We start from the raw sequence: 13,538 nt of genomic DNA, 5'->3' as shown, positions 1-13,538 counted from the left end.
GGTGGTCACCACGGACGAGCAGATCGAGCGGGTCCGCGAACTCGTGGCCTCCGTGCCCGCGGGCCGGGTCGTGACCTACGGCGACATCGCCGGTGCCGCGGGCCTGTCGAGTGCACGCACCGTCGGCTGGATCATGCGGACCGATTCCGCCGACCTGCCGTGGCATCGCGTGGTCCCCGCCTCCGGACGACCGGCCGCGCACCTCGCACGCCGGCAACTCGCGCGCCTCGAACTCGAGGGCGTCCCCATCTCCGGCGACCGGATCGATCTCGCCCGGGCACGGCACCGGTTCCCGCCACGCTCAGGCGAGCACGGCGGCGAGCCAGGCGCATACGACGAGTAGGTCCGGTCCCCGCGCCCACTGGCGGAGCAGATCGACCGGGATCTGCCCGACGGCCGTCTCGAGGATCAGGCCGTCGTACCCGATCGGAGGTCGAGTGCGCATCCGATAGGCGGCCGCGCACCCACCGAGCAGCCCGAGCACGACGCTCGCCGTCGACGCACTCCCGGCGAACCCCGTCACCGCAGCGGCAACGAGCGCGGCCGACCCCGGGACGACCGAGAGCGCGAGATGCAGGTGCGTATCGCGCGTACCGAGCAGGACGGCGAAATCGGGGTCGCGGCTCACGTCGCGCAGACCCGCACCGAAGATCGTCGCCACGGTGAAAACGGTGACGAGCTGCACCACGGCAGCAGCCGGCGGCGATACGACCGACATCAGCACCGCGACGCCGAGCAGCGCCACGCACACGACGAGCACGGGTGTGTGCCTACGGACATGGCGGAGCAGATCCGAACGGACGAGTGCCGCGATCCGGCGGCGCGGCAAGGCCCGCGAGCGGCGGGATCCGATGCGCAACCAGACCTTCCGCTCGACCACGCCTGCCAAAAGCGACGGATCGAGTGCCGTGAACGACGCCGACACACCGACCGCGGTGTCCGATCCCGCCCTCCACTCCGGCGCAGCGATCCTGTCGCACCGACGCAACGCCGAGACCGCCGCTGCCGCAACGGCGATCCACGCCCCCACCACGATCAACGGTCCCGGCGGTGGCACCGTGACGCCGACGGCGGCGACCGCCACCACTCCCGGAACGGCGACGAGACACAGCCCGATCACGACCCGCACGACCGCGGGCGCGAGCATCCGGAACTGCACGAGCATCGGAAGGGTGAGGGCACCGACACCGAGAGCGGCGGCGAGACATATGAACGCGACGCGTCCCTCCGGGGCGGTCACGAAGGTCGCGAACCGTCCCGCGAGAGCACCCGCGATCGCACCGCAGATCAGGAGCGCCGCGACCCTCGGCCGGAGTGCCGCACCGCGATCCACCGGCGTGGACAGCAGCCAGAACGCCGTCTCGGCACCGCACGTCACCGGGCCTGCGGTCCGAGCGGACGCCGTCCCCGCAGCAACCGCGATCGCGACGACCGTCCATCCCCACGCCGAGGTGCACGCCGGATCGCGCACGATCGGGTCCGCACACGCGAAGGTCGTCGACGGCAGGGAGAACAACCACCACGCCAGTCCCCCGCCCACGTACACGCCGAGGACGACCAGCGCGGCGAGAGCCGGACGATCCGTGAGCGGAGCGTGCCGGCGCTCGAAGGCGTGACGGAGCGCGCGGAGATCACGCGCACTGCGGACGGTTCCGGTCAGCGCCATCGGTCCGCCTCCACCACCTGGTCGGCGACCGCATCCACCAACGCGGCATCGTGCGAGACCATCAGCACCGTGCGCGGAGGCCAGCGCGAGCCGGCGGCGTTGCCCGCTCGAGAAGGTCGGCGGCAGTCGATCGGCCGACGCAGCGAGACCGACCTCCTGGAGAACCCGTGTCGCCGCGTCGAACGGGTCGGTCACGCCGTGACCGGTGGCGACGAGTTGCAGGTGCTCGTGTGCGGTGAGATGCGCGAATGTCGCGACGTCGCCGAGGACTGCGGCGACCTGCCGTCGCAGCGTCGGCGAGCTCTCGTCGACGGGGACGCCGTGGATCTCGACAACGCCGTCGTCGAGTCGGTCGACGCCGACGACGCATCCGAGCAGGGTGGATTTACCGGTACCGTTCGCGCCGACCACGGCGCAACATCGGCCGGGGGCGACGTCGATGTCCACCCCGGTGAAGACGGTCAGGTCACCGAACGAGCGGTGGGCGTTGCGGACGGACACGGCGGGTGTGCCGTGCGGATAGGGATCGGAGACGGAAGATCTCCCGGTGTTCCTCGTCGGACGGAGTGTCGAGGGCGAGGACAGAACCGGGTGAGCGCGGACGTGGCCGTCCGGCGGTGTCGGGATGGGAGTGGCGGCGGAACCCGCCGCGCAGACGTCGTTCCTCGGAGGTCGGGCCCCGGATGCTGCGACCGAAGGCGAACAGCGGATCCTCCGCTGCGGCGACGAACGCGAGTGCTGCGACGACCACCACCAGCAGACCGAGGAGCAGTCCGGCGGTGTCGCCGGTGGAGACCGCAGTGACCGGAACGACCGCGGCGACGAGCCAGGACAGGAGGACGACGAACACCGCCGCGCCGTTCCGCCAACCGAAGAACATACCCGGCAGTCTATCCGCGACACGGCAGTGCGATCGGTTACAGCACGGCGAGTACAGACGATCACGAGCGCGGCGGATGAGGCAGCATGAAGACATGAGCACGCTCACCCACGTCGAAGCCGTGATCGTCGCGGGAGGCCGCGCGACCCGCATGGGAGGCGTCGACAAGCCCGCTCTGACCGTCGGCGGCCGCAGGATGCTCGACACCGCCCTGGGCGCGGTCGAGGGGTGCGCGCGGGTGACGGTGGTGGGTCCGCACCGCGACGATCTCGATCCCCACGTGCTGCAGATCCAGGAGACACCGTCCGGTGCAGGTCCGGTCGCGGCGCTGGCAGCGGCGGATCCGGTCGCCGATCTCGTGGTCACTCTCGCCGCCGACCTTCCGTTCGTCACACCGACGACGGTTGCGGCCCTGCTGGAGGCCCTGAACGAGGATGCGACGGCCGAGGCCGCCTTCGCGGTGGACGACACCGGCCGGGTGCAGTTCCTGCTCGCCGCGTGGCGGACACCGGCGCTGGCCGCGCGTCTGGACTCTCTCGGTGGAGACGTCGCGAACCGGCCCATGAAGGCGTTGTTGCCCGAGCGGTACGTCACCGTCGCGGTGTCCGAAGCGACCGACTGCGACACCCCGGCCGATCTGGAGGCGGCGCGCGCCGGATCCGCGACCGCCCGTGTGGCTGCCGATCCGGACCAGGCGCGGAGAATCCTACGGGAAGCGTTGTCGCCGTTGTCTTCCCGCACCGTGCCGGTCGAGGAGGCGCGGGGCGCCACGTTGGCGGCGCCGCTCGTCGCGGCGGAGGCGCTGCCTCGCGTCCGGACCTCGGCGATGGACGGTTACGCGGTGGCGGGCGACGGACCGTGGTTGTTGCGCAACGAGATCCGCTACGCCGGTGACGGAGGTTCGCTCACGCTCGGCGACGGGGAGGCCGCCCGGATCGCGACGGGCGCCCATCTGCCGGCCGGCGCGACCGCTGTCGTGCGCGACGAGTTCGTCCGCGTGGAGGGCAGTCTCGTCACCCGCCTGCCCGATGCACCCGTGCGCGACGACGCGCGTCGCCGCGGGGAGGACTGGGAGTCGGGGACGGTCCTCGCCGAGGCCGGCACCGCCGTGAGCCCGGCGGTCGTCTCCGCGGCCGCCAGCGGTGAGGTCACCGAGCTTCGGGTGCGCGGTCCGCTGCGTGTGCACATCGTGCTCACCGGCGACGAGATCCGTCGCACCGGCCCTCTGCGCGAGGGGCAGACGCGCGACTCGCTGGGTCCGGTACTCCCGGACTTCGTCCGCTGGTGCGGCGCCACGGTGGTCGGTGAAGGGCATCTCCGCGACACCGCGGACGGATTCGACGCGTTGTTCACGGGCACCGACGCCGATGCGATCATCATCGTGGGCGCGACGGGCGGTGGCGCCGCCGATCAGTTGCGCGGTGCGCTGGCGCGGGCCGGCGCGCAGGTGGTCGTCGAACGGGTCCGCTGCAAGCCCGGCGGATCGCAGGTCGCGGCGACGCTGCCGGACGGCCGTGCCGTGCTGGGACTGCCCGGGAACCCGGTGGCAGCGGTGTCGACGCTGCTGGTGCTGCTGCCTGCGATCACCGACGGCCGCACCCTCCGCACCCCGCCGACTCCTGTGACCGCTCCGCTGGCGAATGCCTCGGAGGTCGTCGGCGACATCACGCGGTTGCTCCCCGCCCGCCAGGACGCGCAGGGACGATGGTTGTGCGACAACACGATTCGTACGGCGCATCTCGCCGGCCTCATCGGGCGCAGCGCGATCGCCGTGGTGCCACCGGGAGCGGTGGACGGCGATCGCGTCGAATTGTTGCCGCTCCCCCGCTGATTCAGTCGCGGTGGCGAGCCGCTCCCACGGGAGCGAGGCGCAACGCGTCGACTGCGGAGCGGTAGCGCCGGGCCACGAGGTCGACGACGGGTTCGGCGACACCGATCGGCGCAGCTACGCCGTCGGCGCCGACCTCCGACAGGCGGCGGTGGAACAGGCCGTCGGCGAGAAGATAGGACGCGACGAACACCCGGCGCGTGCCGCCGGCACGGACCTCGTCCACGACGGTCGCGACCCGCGGTTCGCCGGTGGCGATCCATCCGACCCGCACCGGGGTCTGCACGAGCGACGAGACCATGCGGGCCGTCACGTGGACGTCGCGGCGGGCGCGAGGGTCGGAGGAGCCGGCTGCCGCGAGGACGACGTCGTCGCCCTCGACCCAGCCGGCCTGCCGCAACCGCTCGACGAGGACACGGGCGAGAGCAGGATCGGGACCGAGCGCGGGGGTGATCGTCACCGCGTCGTTCCCACCGGCCGCGACCTCGCGCGGAACGTCGGTGTGCACGTGATAGCCGGAGGCGAGGAAGGCGGGGACGAGCACGGTCGGACGATCGGTGCCGTGCAGGACTTCCGAAGGCGACGGGCCGAGGACGTCGACGAAGGCGACACGGGTGGGGCCGACGCGGGAGGAGACGGCATCGGCGAGCGCCGCGATCATGTCGACACCGCGCGGATTGCGGGTGCCGTGCGCGACGAGCAACAGCGCCGGGTCGGTGTGTGTACCGGTCATGAATGCATTCCTTCCGGGTCGACGGCGAGGCGGTAGCCGCGCTTGACGACGGTCTGCACGATCGCCGGTGCGCCGAGAGCCGAGCGCACCCGGGCGACCGCGGTTTCGACGGCGTGGGTGTCGCCGCCACCACCGGGCAGAGCAGCGAGGAGTTCCTCGCGGGAGACGACGAGACCGGGGCGCGCGACGAGCGTGCGCATCAGGGCCATCCCGGCAGGGGGAAGGCACCGCACGGTGCCGTCGACGATCACGCAGCGTCCTCGCGGGCTGAGCACGTGACCGCCGGCCTCGATGCGCACGGCCCGCCGGGGAAGTTCCTCGGCGATGTGCCGGGCGAGCGAACCCAACCGGGAGCGGTGGGGCATGCTGACGGGCACGTCGAGTTCGGTGAGCGGTGCCGCGGTGACGGGACCGACGCACACCGCGGTGACGCCGGTACGCAGCGACCGAAGCATCGGCTCGAGCCAGCCGGTCTCCTTGGCCCGCATGAGCATCGACGCGACGGCCGGTGCGCTGGTGAAGCTCACGGCGTCGAGTCCGCGTTCGACGATCTGCTCGATCATCCGGTCGAGCGCGGTGAGATCCTCGGGGGGCGTCCACCGATAGACCGGGACGGGCACGACGTCGGCGCCCGCAGCACGCAGCGCCTCGCACACGTCGGTCCCGGGTTCCCATTCGGTGCGCTCACCGTGCAGCTGCACCGCGATGCGGCGGCCGGCGACACCCTCGTTCAGCAGGAGTTCGAGCACCTCGGCGGACGATTCCGAGGAAGGAGACCACTCCTCGCGGAGTTCGGCGGCCCGGATCGCGCCCGTGACCTTCGGGCCACGGGCGAGGATCCGACTCGAGCCGAGTGCCTGCGCGAGGTCGTCGACGAGTCCCCAACCTTCCGCAGCACCCATCCACCCGCGGAACCCGATCGCCGTGGTGGCGATCGTGATGTCCGGGGGCTGCGCGACGATGCAGCGGGTGACGCGCTCGAGCTCGTCGTCGTCGGACAGCGGGATGATGCGGATGGCGGGCGCGTGCACGACCTCGGCGCCACGCCTGGTGAGGAGCGTGGCGAACTCGTCGGCACGCCGAGCTGCCGTCACGCCGATGGTGAATCCCCGCAACGGCGCGTTGTCGTCGCTCACGAACCCTCTCCGGTCGCATCCTCGTGCCGCCGGTCGCGCGGGACGAGGCTGTGGATCTGGACGACTCCCGCCCACACGCGCACCTCGTAGACGGGCAGACGCACCGACGGATCGTCGAGGCACCGGCCGTCATCGAGGGAGAAGACCTGTTTGAGCAGCGGCGAGGCCACGGTGGGCTCTCCGCCCCGGTCGCCCACGATGCCGCGGGACATCACCGCGGCGCGGCCGAACGGATCGAAGTTGCCCACTGCGCGCAGGGTTCCGTCGTCGAGCAGGAACAGGGCCACCTGCTCGCCGCCGCGCAGCAGCACGGCCACGCCGCGACCCGGAATGAGATGGCTGAGCGGACAGGCCGAGGTCCATTCCAGCCGCCCGTCGAACACGCTGTCGCGCGTCGATCCCCCTACGGTATGCGTCTCGATGACGGTCATCGCTGTCCTCCTTGAAACTGCTGTCCTGAAGTTTGGGTGCCCGGTGTTTCGAGCGCGTTACCCGCTCGTTCCCTCGGGGTAAGCGGTCGTCACGCCCCGGTTCCGGGTCCGATGCCCGGCATACCCACGAGGACGGGGACCTTGCGGGGGCCGCTGTCGTCGAAGCGGACGGTGGGGTCGGGCTGCTCGGGCGCGTTGACGAACGAGACGAACCGCGCCAGCTTCTCCGGATCCTCGAGGACGCCGGCCCACTCGTCCTTGTAGCCCTCGACGTGCTTGGCCATCGCAGCCTCGAGATCGTCGGCGATACCGAGGGCATCGTCGCACACGACCTCCTCGAGGTGCTCGAGGCCGCCCTCGAGTGCGTCGAGCCACGGAGCGGTGCGCTGGAGCCGGTCGGCGGTGCGGATGTAGAACATCAGGAACCGGTCGATGTACCGGACGAGGGTCTCGTCGTCGAGACCACCGGCGAGGAGCTGTGCGTGCTTGGGTGACTGGCCGCCGTTGCCGCACACGTACAGGTTCCAGCCGTTCTCCGTCGCGATGACACCGACATCCTTGCCGCGTGCCTCGGCGCACTCACGGGCGCATCCCGACACCCCCATCTTGAGCTTGTGGGGCGATCGCAGTCCGCGGTAACGCAATTCGAGAGCGACGGCCATCCCGACCGAGTCCTGCACGCCGTAGCGGCACCAGGTGGAGCCGACGCAGCTCTTGACGGTGCGCAGCGACTTGCCGTACGCCTGCCCGGATTCCATGCCGGCGTCGACGAGACGCTTCCAGATCTGCGGGAGCTGTTCGACGCGGGCACCGAACAGGTCGACGCGCTGACCGCCGGTCATCTTCACGTAGAGACCGAAATCGCGTGCCACCTCACCGATCACGATGAGCTGCTCGGGGGTGCACTCGCCACCGGGCATGCGCGGCACGACCGAGTAGGTGCCGTTCTTCTGGATGTTGGCGAGGAAGTGGTCGTTCGTGTCCTGCAGACCGGCCTGCTTGGGGTGCAGGATGTGGTCGGAGTCGGTGGACGCGAGGATCGAGGCCACCACCGGCTTGCAGATGTCGCAGCCGTGTCCGGTGCCGTACTGGGAGATGAGCGCCGAGAAGGTGCGGATGCCGGTGGCCTGGACGATCTCGAACAACTCGGCGCGCGACTGCTCGAAGTGCTCGCACAGGGCCTTCGACATCTGCACACCCGACTGGGCGAGCAGCTGCTTGATGCTCGGGAGGCAACCGCCGCAGGTGGTGCCGGCGCTCGTGCACGACTTGATCTGCGCGATGTCGCAGGCGCCTTCGGAGATCGCACCGCAGATCGCGCCCTTGGTGACACCGTTGCACGAGCACACCTCGGCGTCGTCGGGCAGCGCGCCGGCGCCCGGCTTCTCCCCCACCGGGGAGATCAGCGTGGCCGGATCACCCGGCAGTTCGCGGCCCACGAGCGGTCGCAGCGCGCCATAGGCGGAGGCGTCGCCGACGAGGATGCCGCCGAGCAGGGTCTTGGCGTCGTCGGAGACGACGAGCTTGGCGTAGGTGCCCTTCGCGGAGTCGGACAGCACGACCTCGAGCGCGCCGGGCGTCGTCGCGTGGGCGTCGCCGAAGCTCGCGACGTCCACGCCGAGCAGCTTGAGCTTCGTCGACAGGTCGGCGCCGGGGAACTCGGCGGTGCCGCCGACGAGCCGGTCGGCGACGACCTCGGCGGTGCTGTAGCCGGGCGCGACGAGTCCGTAGCAGGTGCCCTCGACGGCGGCGCATTCACCGATGGCATAGACGGTCTCGTCCGAGGTGCTCCGGCAGGTGCGGTCGGTGAGCACACCGCCGCGGCCGCCGAGTTCGAGTCCGGCCTCGCGGGCGAGCTCGTCCTGGGGACGGACGCCGGCGGAGAAGATCACGAGTCCGGCCTCGAGGACGGTCCCGTCGGACAGGGTCACCTGCAGCGCTTCCGGTCCGGACTCGATCTTCTCGGTGCCCACGCCGGTGTGGGTGACGAGACCGAGGTCGGTGACGAGACGCTCGAGGACGCGGCCGCCGCCCTCGTCGACCTGAGCGGGCATGAGCCGGTTGTTGTACTCGACGACGTGCGGGGTCACGCCCAGCAGGCGCAACGCGTTGGCGGCTTCGAGTCCGAGCAGGCCACCACCGATGACGATGCCGGCGAGACCGGCGGCCTTGGCGCGTTCGGCGGCGGCGCGGATGCCGTCGAGATCGTCGAGCGTGCGGTAGACGAAGCAGCCGGGCAGGTCGTGGCCGGGCACCGGCGGCACGAAGGGGTACGAGCCGGTCGCGAGGACGAGGCTGTCGTAGGGCAGAACGTCGCCGCCGGCGGTGGTGACGGTGCGGGCCGCGCGGTCGATTCCCACGGCGCGGGTACCGACACGCAGGTCGACGAGATCGTCTGCTGCGTAATCGTTTCCGGCGAGGGCGAGTTCCTTGCGGTCCCAGGCTCCGACGTAGGACGACAGTCCCACGCGGTCGTAGGCAGCGTCGGCCTCCTCGCCGAGCACGGTCACCGACCAGCTGTTCTGCTCGTCGCGGACGCGCAGGGCTTCGACGAAGCGGTGGGCGACCATTCCGTGTCCGACGACGACGACGTTCTTGCGGCTCATGATGTTCTCTTTCTTCGTGCCGGGATCGGTCAGACTGCGACGCGGGCCGGGGCGGGAGCCTCGGTGGACGGCTCGCTCGTGGGGGTGGTGTTCGGGCGGCGGAGGAAGACGAACCAGGTCACCGCGATGCACACGAGGTAGAAGATCGCGAAGACCCAGAAGGCCATCGTCGCGGACTGCGCCTCGCCGCCGTAGGAGGCGCGGAAGACGAGGTTGATGCCCACGCCGCCGAGTCCGCCGATGGCACCGGCGAAGCCGATGAGGGCACCGGACATGCTGCGCGACCAGGCGGCCTTCTCGTCGCGATCCAGTTCGTCGAGATCCTGCGCACGGGCCTCGAAGATGGACGGGATCATCTTGTAGACCGAGCCGTTGCCGAGCCCGGAGAGCAGGAACAGGGCGATGAAGCCGAGCACCATGGCGGTCAGCACACCGCCGGTCGCGGCGCCGGTGGTGCGGTCGTCGAGGGTGCCGGCGACGATGAGCACCGCGGCGGCCAGGGCCATCGCGACGAAGGTGTAGAGGGTGATCTTCCCGCCGCCGATGCGGTCGGCGAGCTTTCCGCCGAGCGGGCGCGAGATGGATCCGAGGAGCGGGCCGATGAAGGCGATCTGCGCGGCGTGCAGTGCGGCCTGGGCGGGGGTGTCGCCGCCGGCGAGGAAGTTGATCTGCAGGACCTGACCGAAGGCGAAGCTGAAGCCGATGAACGAACCGAAGGTGCCGATGTAGAGGAAGGAGATGATCCACGAGTCGCGGAACTTCAGCGCGGCGCCCATGGCCCGCAGGTCGGCCTTCTGATCACGGAGGTTGTCCATGAACAGGGCGGCGCCGAGCGCGGCGACGGCGCACAGGACCAGGTAGACCGCGCACACGATCCAGGGCTCGGTGTTGCCGACGGTGGCGATGACGAGCAGGCCGATCAGCTGGACCGCCGGGACACCGATGTTCCCGCCGCCGGCGTTGAGTCCGAGGGCCCAGCCCTTCAGTCGCTGGGGGTAGAAGGCGTTGATGTTGGTCATCGACGAGGCGAAGTTGCCGCCGCCGACACCGGCAAGTGCCGCGACCAGCATGAACGTCGTGTAGGAGTGGCCCGGGTTCAGCATCAGGTACAGCGCCCCGATGGTGGGGATCAGCAGTACGAGGGCACTGAAGATGGTCCAGTTGCGGCCACCGAAGCGGGCGGTGGCGACGGTGTAGGGGATGCGGAGGATCGCGCCGACGAGCGTGGGGACGGCGACCAGGAAGAACTTGCCGGCGGCGTCGATGCCGTACACCTCGGTGGGCATGAACAGCACCATCACCGACCAGATCGACCAGACGGAGAAGCCGACGTGCTCGGCGATCACCGACCAGATCAGGTTGCGCTTGGCGACCTGCTTGCCGCCGGCCTCCCACGCCTCCACATCCTCGGCGTCCCACCGCTCGATGTTGTGCTTGCGCGCGAATTTGTCTCTGAGACTTTCCTTTTCGATGAAGGTCGTCATCGCCGTTCCTCCTCGGGTCCGTGTTGATCCCCAAGGTAGGAAACGGGTGTTGCTACGGTGCTGCCCGCGGTGACCGTCGCGTCAAGAGTTGCTCACCCCGGCCCCGGCCGCCCTGTGAGGTGTTACAGGAGGAACCGCACGAGGTCGGCGGTGTGCGCCAGGCCCGGGAAGGCGTCCTCGGTCGAGCGCGGGTGCAGCGCGTGCACGGCCAAACGGAAGATGACCGCGCGCAGCAGCATCTGCGGCCATTCCGGCAGGTCCTCCCAGCGACCGATGAGCCCTTCGTCGGCACCGCCCCACGACAGTGCGTCGACGACGGCGACGGCGGCCGCCCACGAGGCCGGACGCCAGTAGGGGGTGATGTCGGTCAGCCCGGGTGCCGCGCGCCCGGCGAACAGGACGGTGCCGAACAGGTCGCCGTGGACGAGCTGGTCGGGCAGGTGCACGGGCTTGCGGAAGGTCGCGAGCTGGTTGATCAGGTCGAGGCTCTTACGGCCGTCGGGGGTCACCGTCTCGGGCGCCCCCGCCGCGCGGGCGCTGCGCAGGGGCACGGTCTCCCAGGCCGCGCGGTCGGCCGCGACGAAGACGTCGACGTCCTCCCAGGGTGCGACGGGTGGCTGCATGAGGAAACGGGGACGTTCGAGCTGCGCGGTGGCGGTGTGCAGCCGCAGCGACAGCGAGACCACTTCGTCGTGCCGGGGCTCGGACGTGCCGACGATGTAGGTGTCGGCGCGCCATCCGGAGACCACGTAGCGGCCGTCGGTGGACCGCACCGGGCGCGCCAGCCGCACGCCGTCGACGGTCAGGGTCTCCCGCACTTTGGCGGACCAGGCCGCGCGGGCATGATCGGCGACACGGGACAGCACGACGTCCCCACACCGGAAACCTCCGTCCCAGTCGGGCCCGAGCGGGACCGGTTCGACATCGCGGAGACCGAATGTGGAGCACACGTGCTGAGGCGGTTCGGGTGAGCTCACGACGCTCAACCTACCTCCGCAAACCGCCCGGATCGGGAAGGCACTCCGCTGTTTCAGGTCACAACGAGGTCACCGTCAGTAGACCGGCAGCGAGGTGTCGACCTGCTGCGCCCAGGCGATCACGCCGCCGTGCAGATGCGTCGCATCCGAGAAACCTGCTCGCGCAAGGACTTCGAGCGCTTCGGCCGAGCGGATACCGGTCTTGCAGTACAGCACGATCGGGGTGTTCTGCGGCAGGTCGGCGAGGGCCTCCCCGGAGAGGATGCGGTCCTTCGGCACGAGCCGGGCACCGTCGATGCGGACGATCTCCCACTCGACGGGTTCGCGCACGTCGATCAGCGCGAGGTCGCGGCCCTCGTCGAGCATGCGGCGCAGTTCTGTGGGGGTGACGGCCGATCGCGCCGATGCGGCGGCGTCGGGAACGATCCCGCAGAAGGCCTCGTAGTCGACGAGTTCTGTGACCGGCTCCCGTCCCGGATCGCGGCGCAGGGTCACCGTGCGGAACGACATCGCGAGCGCGTCGTAGATCATGAGTCGGCCGAGCAGCGGCTCCCCGATCCCCGTGATGAGCTTGATCGCCTCGGTGGCCATGACGGTGCCGATCGTGCCGGGCAGGACACCGAGCACACCGCCCTCGGCGCACGAGGGAACCATTCCCGGCGGCGGCGCCTCGGGGTAGAGGTCGCGGTAGTTCAGGCCGCGACCGTCGGGGGCGTCCTCCCAGAACACCGACACCTGGCCCTCGAACCTGAAGATCGAGCCCCACACGTACGGCCTGCCGGCGAGGACGGCGGCGTCGTTGACGAGATAGCGGGTCGCGAAGTTGTCGGTGCCGTCGAGGATCAGGTCGTACTGTTCGAACAACTGCACGGCGTTGCTCGACTCCAGCCGCGCCTCGTGCAGCCGCACGGTGACGCCGTCGTTGATCGCCAGGATGCTGTCGCGGGCGCTCTCCCCCTTGGGTCGTCCGACATCGGAGCGACCGTGGATCACCTGACGCTGCAGGTTCGACGTCTCCACGTCGTCGAACTCGACGATGCCGATCGTGCCGACGCCCGCCGCCGCGAGATACAGCAGTGCGGGCGAACCGAGCCCACCGGCGCCGATGCACAGCACCCGCGCGTTCTTCAGCCGTCGCTGACCGGTGACCCCGACGTTCGGGATGATCAGGTGACGGCTGTACCGGGCGACCTCCTCGTGACCGAGCTCCGGGCCGGGTTCCACCAGCGGCGGAAGGGATCGGCGCGTCGACGGTGTCGTTGCGGTCACGGGTTCTCCTGTCGCGATGCGTCCTGCGTCACCGTCCATGGTGCCATTCGGTGCTGCACCCCCGCCCCGCCCGTCGACGACCGTGCCCGGCGCCTACGCCCGCGGGTACGGCCACGGGTTGAACCGGCACCGCGCCCCGTCGGCAGGGACCGCGCCACCCGGGTCCAAGCGCGCTATGTCGTCGTTGGCGGTGCCGAAGGTCTGCTGCATCATGATCGGCGCGAGGCCGCCGTCGGTGGTGCAGGCGTCGTGTTGCGCCAGGCCGATGGCGTGGCCGACCTCGTGGTTGACGACGTACTGGCGGTACGACCCGATGTCGCCCTGGAAGGCGACGGCCCCGCGCACCCACCGCGCTTCGTTGAGGAACACCCGCTCCATCGAGGGGTTGAAGCACGATCCCTCGAGCGGGATGTCGTAGCCGCATCCTTCGCGGATGGTCATCTGCGAGGTGAGGGAGATCCGGAAGTCCGGCTCGCCGGTGTCGACGCGGCGGAAGGCGACGGCCTCGTCGCCGATCCAGCTCCGCGG

General features: G+C 70.5%; 12 protein-coding genes. 2 read left to right on the top strand and 10 right to left on the bottom strand.

Annotated elements, in window-relative coordinates; genetic code table 11:
* The first annotated feature begins 1 nt into the window (after nt 1).
* Complete coding sequence (locus tag ACLBYD_RS06490; protein ID WP_413767150.1) at nt 2-343, top strand: MGMT family protein; 342 nt, start codon at nt 2-4, stop codon at nt 341-343.
* Here the strand turns inward: ACLBYD_RS06490 and ACLBYD_RS06485 are convergent.
* Together ACLBYD_RS06485 and ACLBYD_RS06480 are read right to left on the bottom strand one after the other, a co-directional pair.
* A complete protein-coding gene (locus ACLBYD_RS06485; RefSeq protein WP_447815811.1) occupies nt 302-2,167 on the bottom strand; it encodes a DUF6297 family protein in 1,866 nt (621 codons plus the stop codon). The genes ACLBYD_RS06490 and ACLBYD_RS06485 overlap by 42 nt on opposite strands.
* Nucleotides 2,133-2,546, bottom strand: a complete 414-nt coding sequence (locus tag ACLBYD_RS06480) for a DUF6412 domain-containing protein (protein ID WP_447815810.1) — start codon at nt 2,544-2,546, stop codon at nt 2,133-2,135. Before ACLBYD_RS06480 ends, ACLBYD_RS06485 begins: the two co-directional genes overlap by 35 nt.
* Before the next feature lie 94 nt (nt 2,547-2,640).
* On the opposite strand from ACLBYD_RS06480, the gene ACLBYD_RS06475 reads away from it, so the two are divergent.
* Entirely contained in the window at nt 2,641-4,377 is a 1,737-nt protein-coding gene (locus ACLBYD_RS06475) for an NTP transferase domain-containing protein (RefSeq protein ID WP_447815809.1), read from the top strand.
* 1 nt (nt 4,378) lies between these two features.
* Here the strand turns inward: ACLBYD_RS06475 and ACLBYD_RS06470 are convergent, their stop codons facing one another.
* The 8 genes from ACLBYD_RS06470 to ACLBYD_RS06435 all read right to left on the bottom strand — a co-directional run.
* The gene (locus tag ACLBYD_RS06470; RefSeq protein WP_447815808.1) at nt 4,379-5,107 is read right to left on the bottom strand and encodes a sirohydrochlorin chelatase; all 729 of its coding nucleotides are present in this window, start codon (nt 5,105-5,107) and stop codon (nt 4,379-4,381) included.
* Nucleotides 5,104-6,243, bottom strand: a complete 1,140-nt coding sequence (locus ACLBYD_RS06465) for a uroporphyrinogen-III synthase (protein WP_447815807.1) — start codon at nt 6,241-6,243, stop codon at nt 5,104-5,106. The genes ACLBYD_RS06470 and ACLBYD_RS06465 overlap by 4 nt, the downstream gene beginning before the upstream one ends.
* Nucleotides 6,240-6,674, bottom strand: coding sequence for a nitrite reductase small subunit NirD (nirD, locus tag ACLBYD_RS06460; RefSeq protein WP_060651360.1), 435 nt, complete (start codon nt 6,672-6,674; stop codon nt 6,240-6,242). The genes ACLBYD_RS06465 and nirD overlap by 4 nt, the downstream gene beginning before the upstream one ends.
* An 89-nt stretch (nt 6,675-6,763) precedes the next feature.
* Nucleotides 6,764-9,280, bottom strand: a complete 2,517-nt coding sequence (nirB, locus tag ACLBYD_RS06455) for a nitrite reductase large subunit NirB (protein WP_447815806.1) — start codon at nt 9,278-9,280, stop codon at nt 6,764-6,766.
* A 29-nt stretch (nt 9,281-9,309) separates the two neighbouring features.
* Entirely contained in the window at nt 9,310-10,764 is a 1,455-nt protein-coding gene (locus ACLBYD_RS06450) for a nitrate/nitrite transporter (protein ID WP_039584791.1), read from the bottom strand.
* Between the two features lie 122 nt (nt 10,765-10,886).
* Nucleotides 10,887-11,741: a TIGR02569 family protein gene (locus tag ACLBYD_RS06445; protein ID WP_026061392.1), complete on the bottom strand. Its 855-nt coding sequence runs from the start codon at nt 11,739-11,741 to the stop codon at nt 10,887-10,889.
* A gap of 75 nt (nt 11,742-11,816) precedes the next feature.
* Nucleotides 11,817-13,049 carry an adenylyltransferase/sulfurtransferase MoeZ gene (moeZ, locus tag ACLBYD_RS06440; RefSeq protein WP_447815805.1) on the bottom strand — a complete coding sequence of 411 codons (1,233 nt, stop codon included), beginning with the start codon at nt 13,047-13,049 and terminating at the stop codon, nt 11,817-11,819.
* Nucleotides 13,050-13,103: 54 nt separating this feature from the next.
* The coding region (locus ACLBYD_RS06435) for a DUF3152 domain-containing protein (protein ID WP_447815804.1) at nt 13,104-13,538 on the bottom strand (435 nt) is incomplete at its 5' end.

It is taken from the genome of Rhodococcus sp. C26F (genome assembly GCF_053345925.1).
Note: the sequence above shows the minus strand (reverse complement) of the source record. Positions and strands in the feature narration are given on the sequence as shown.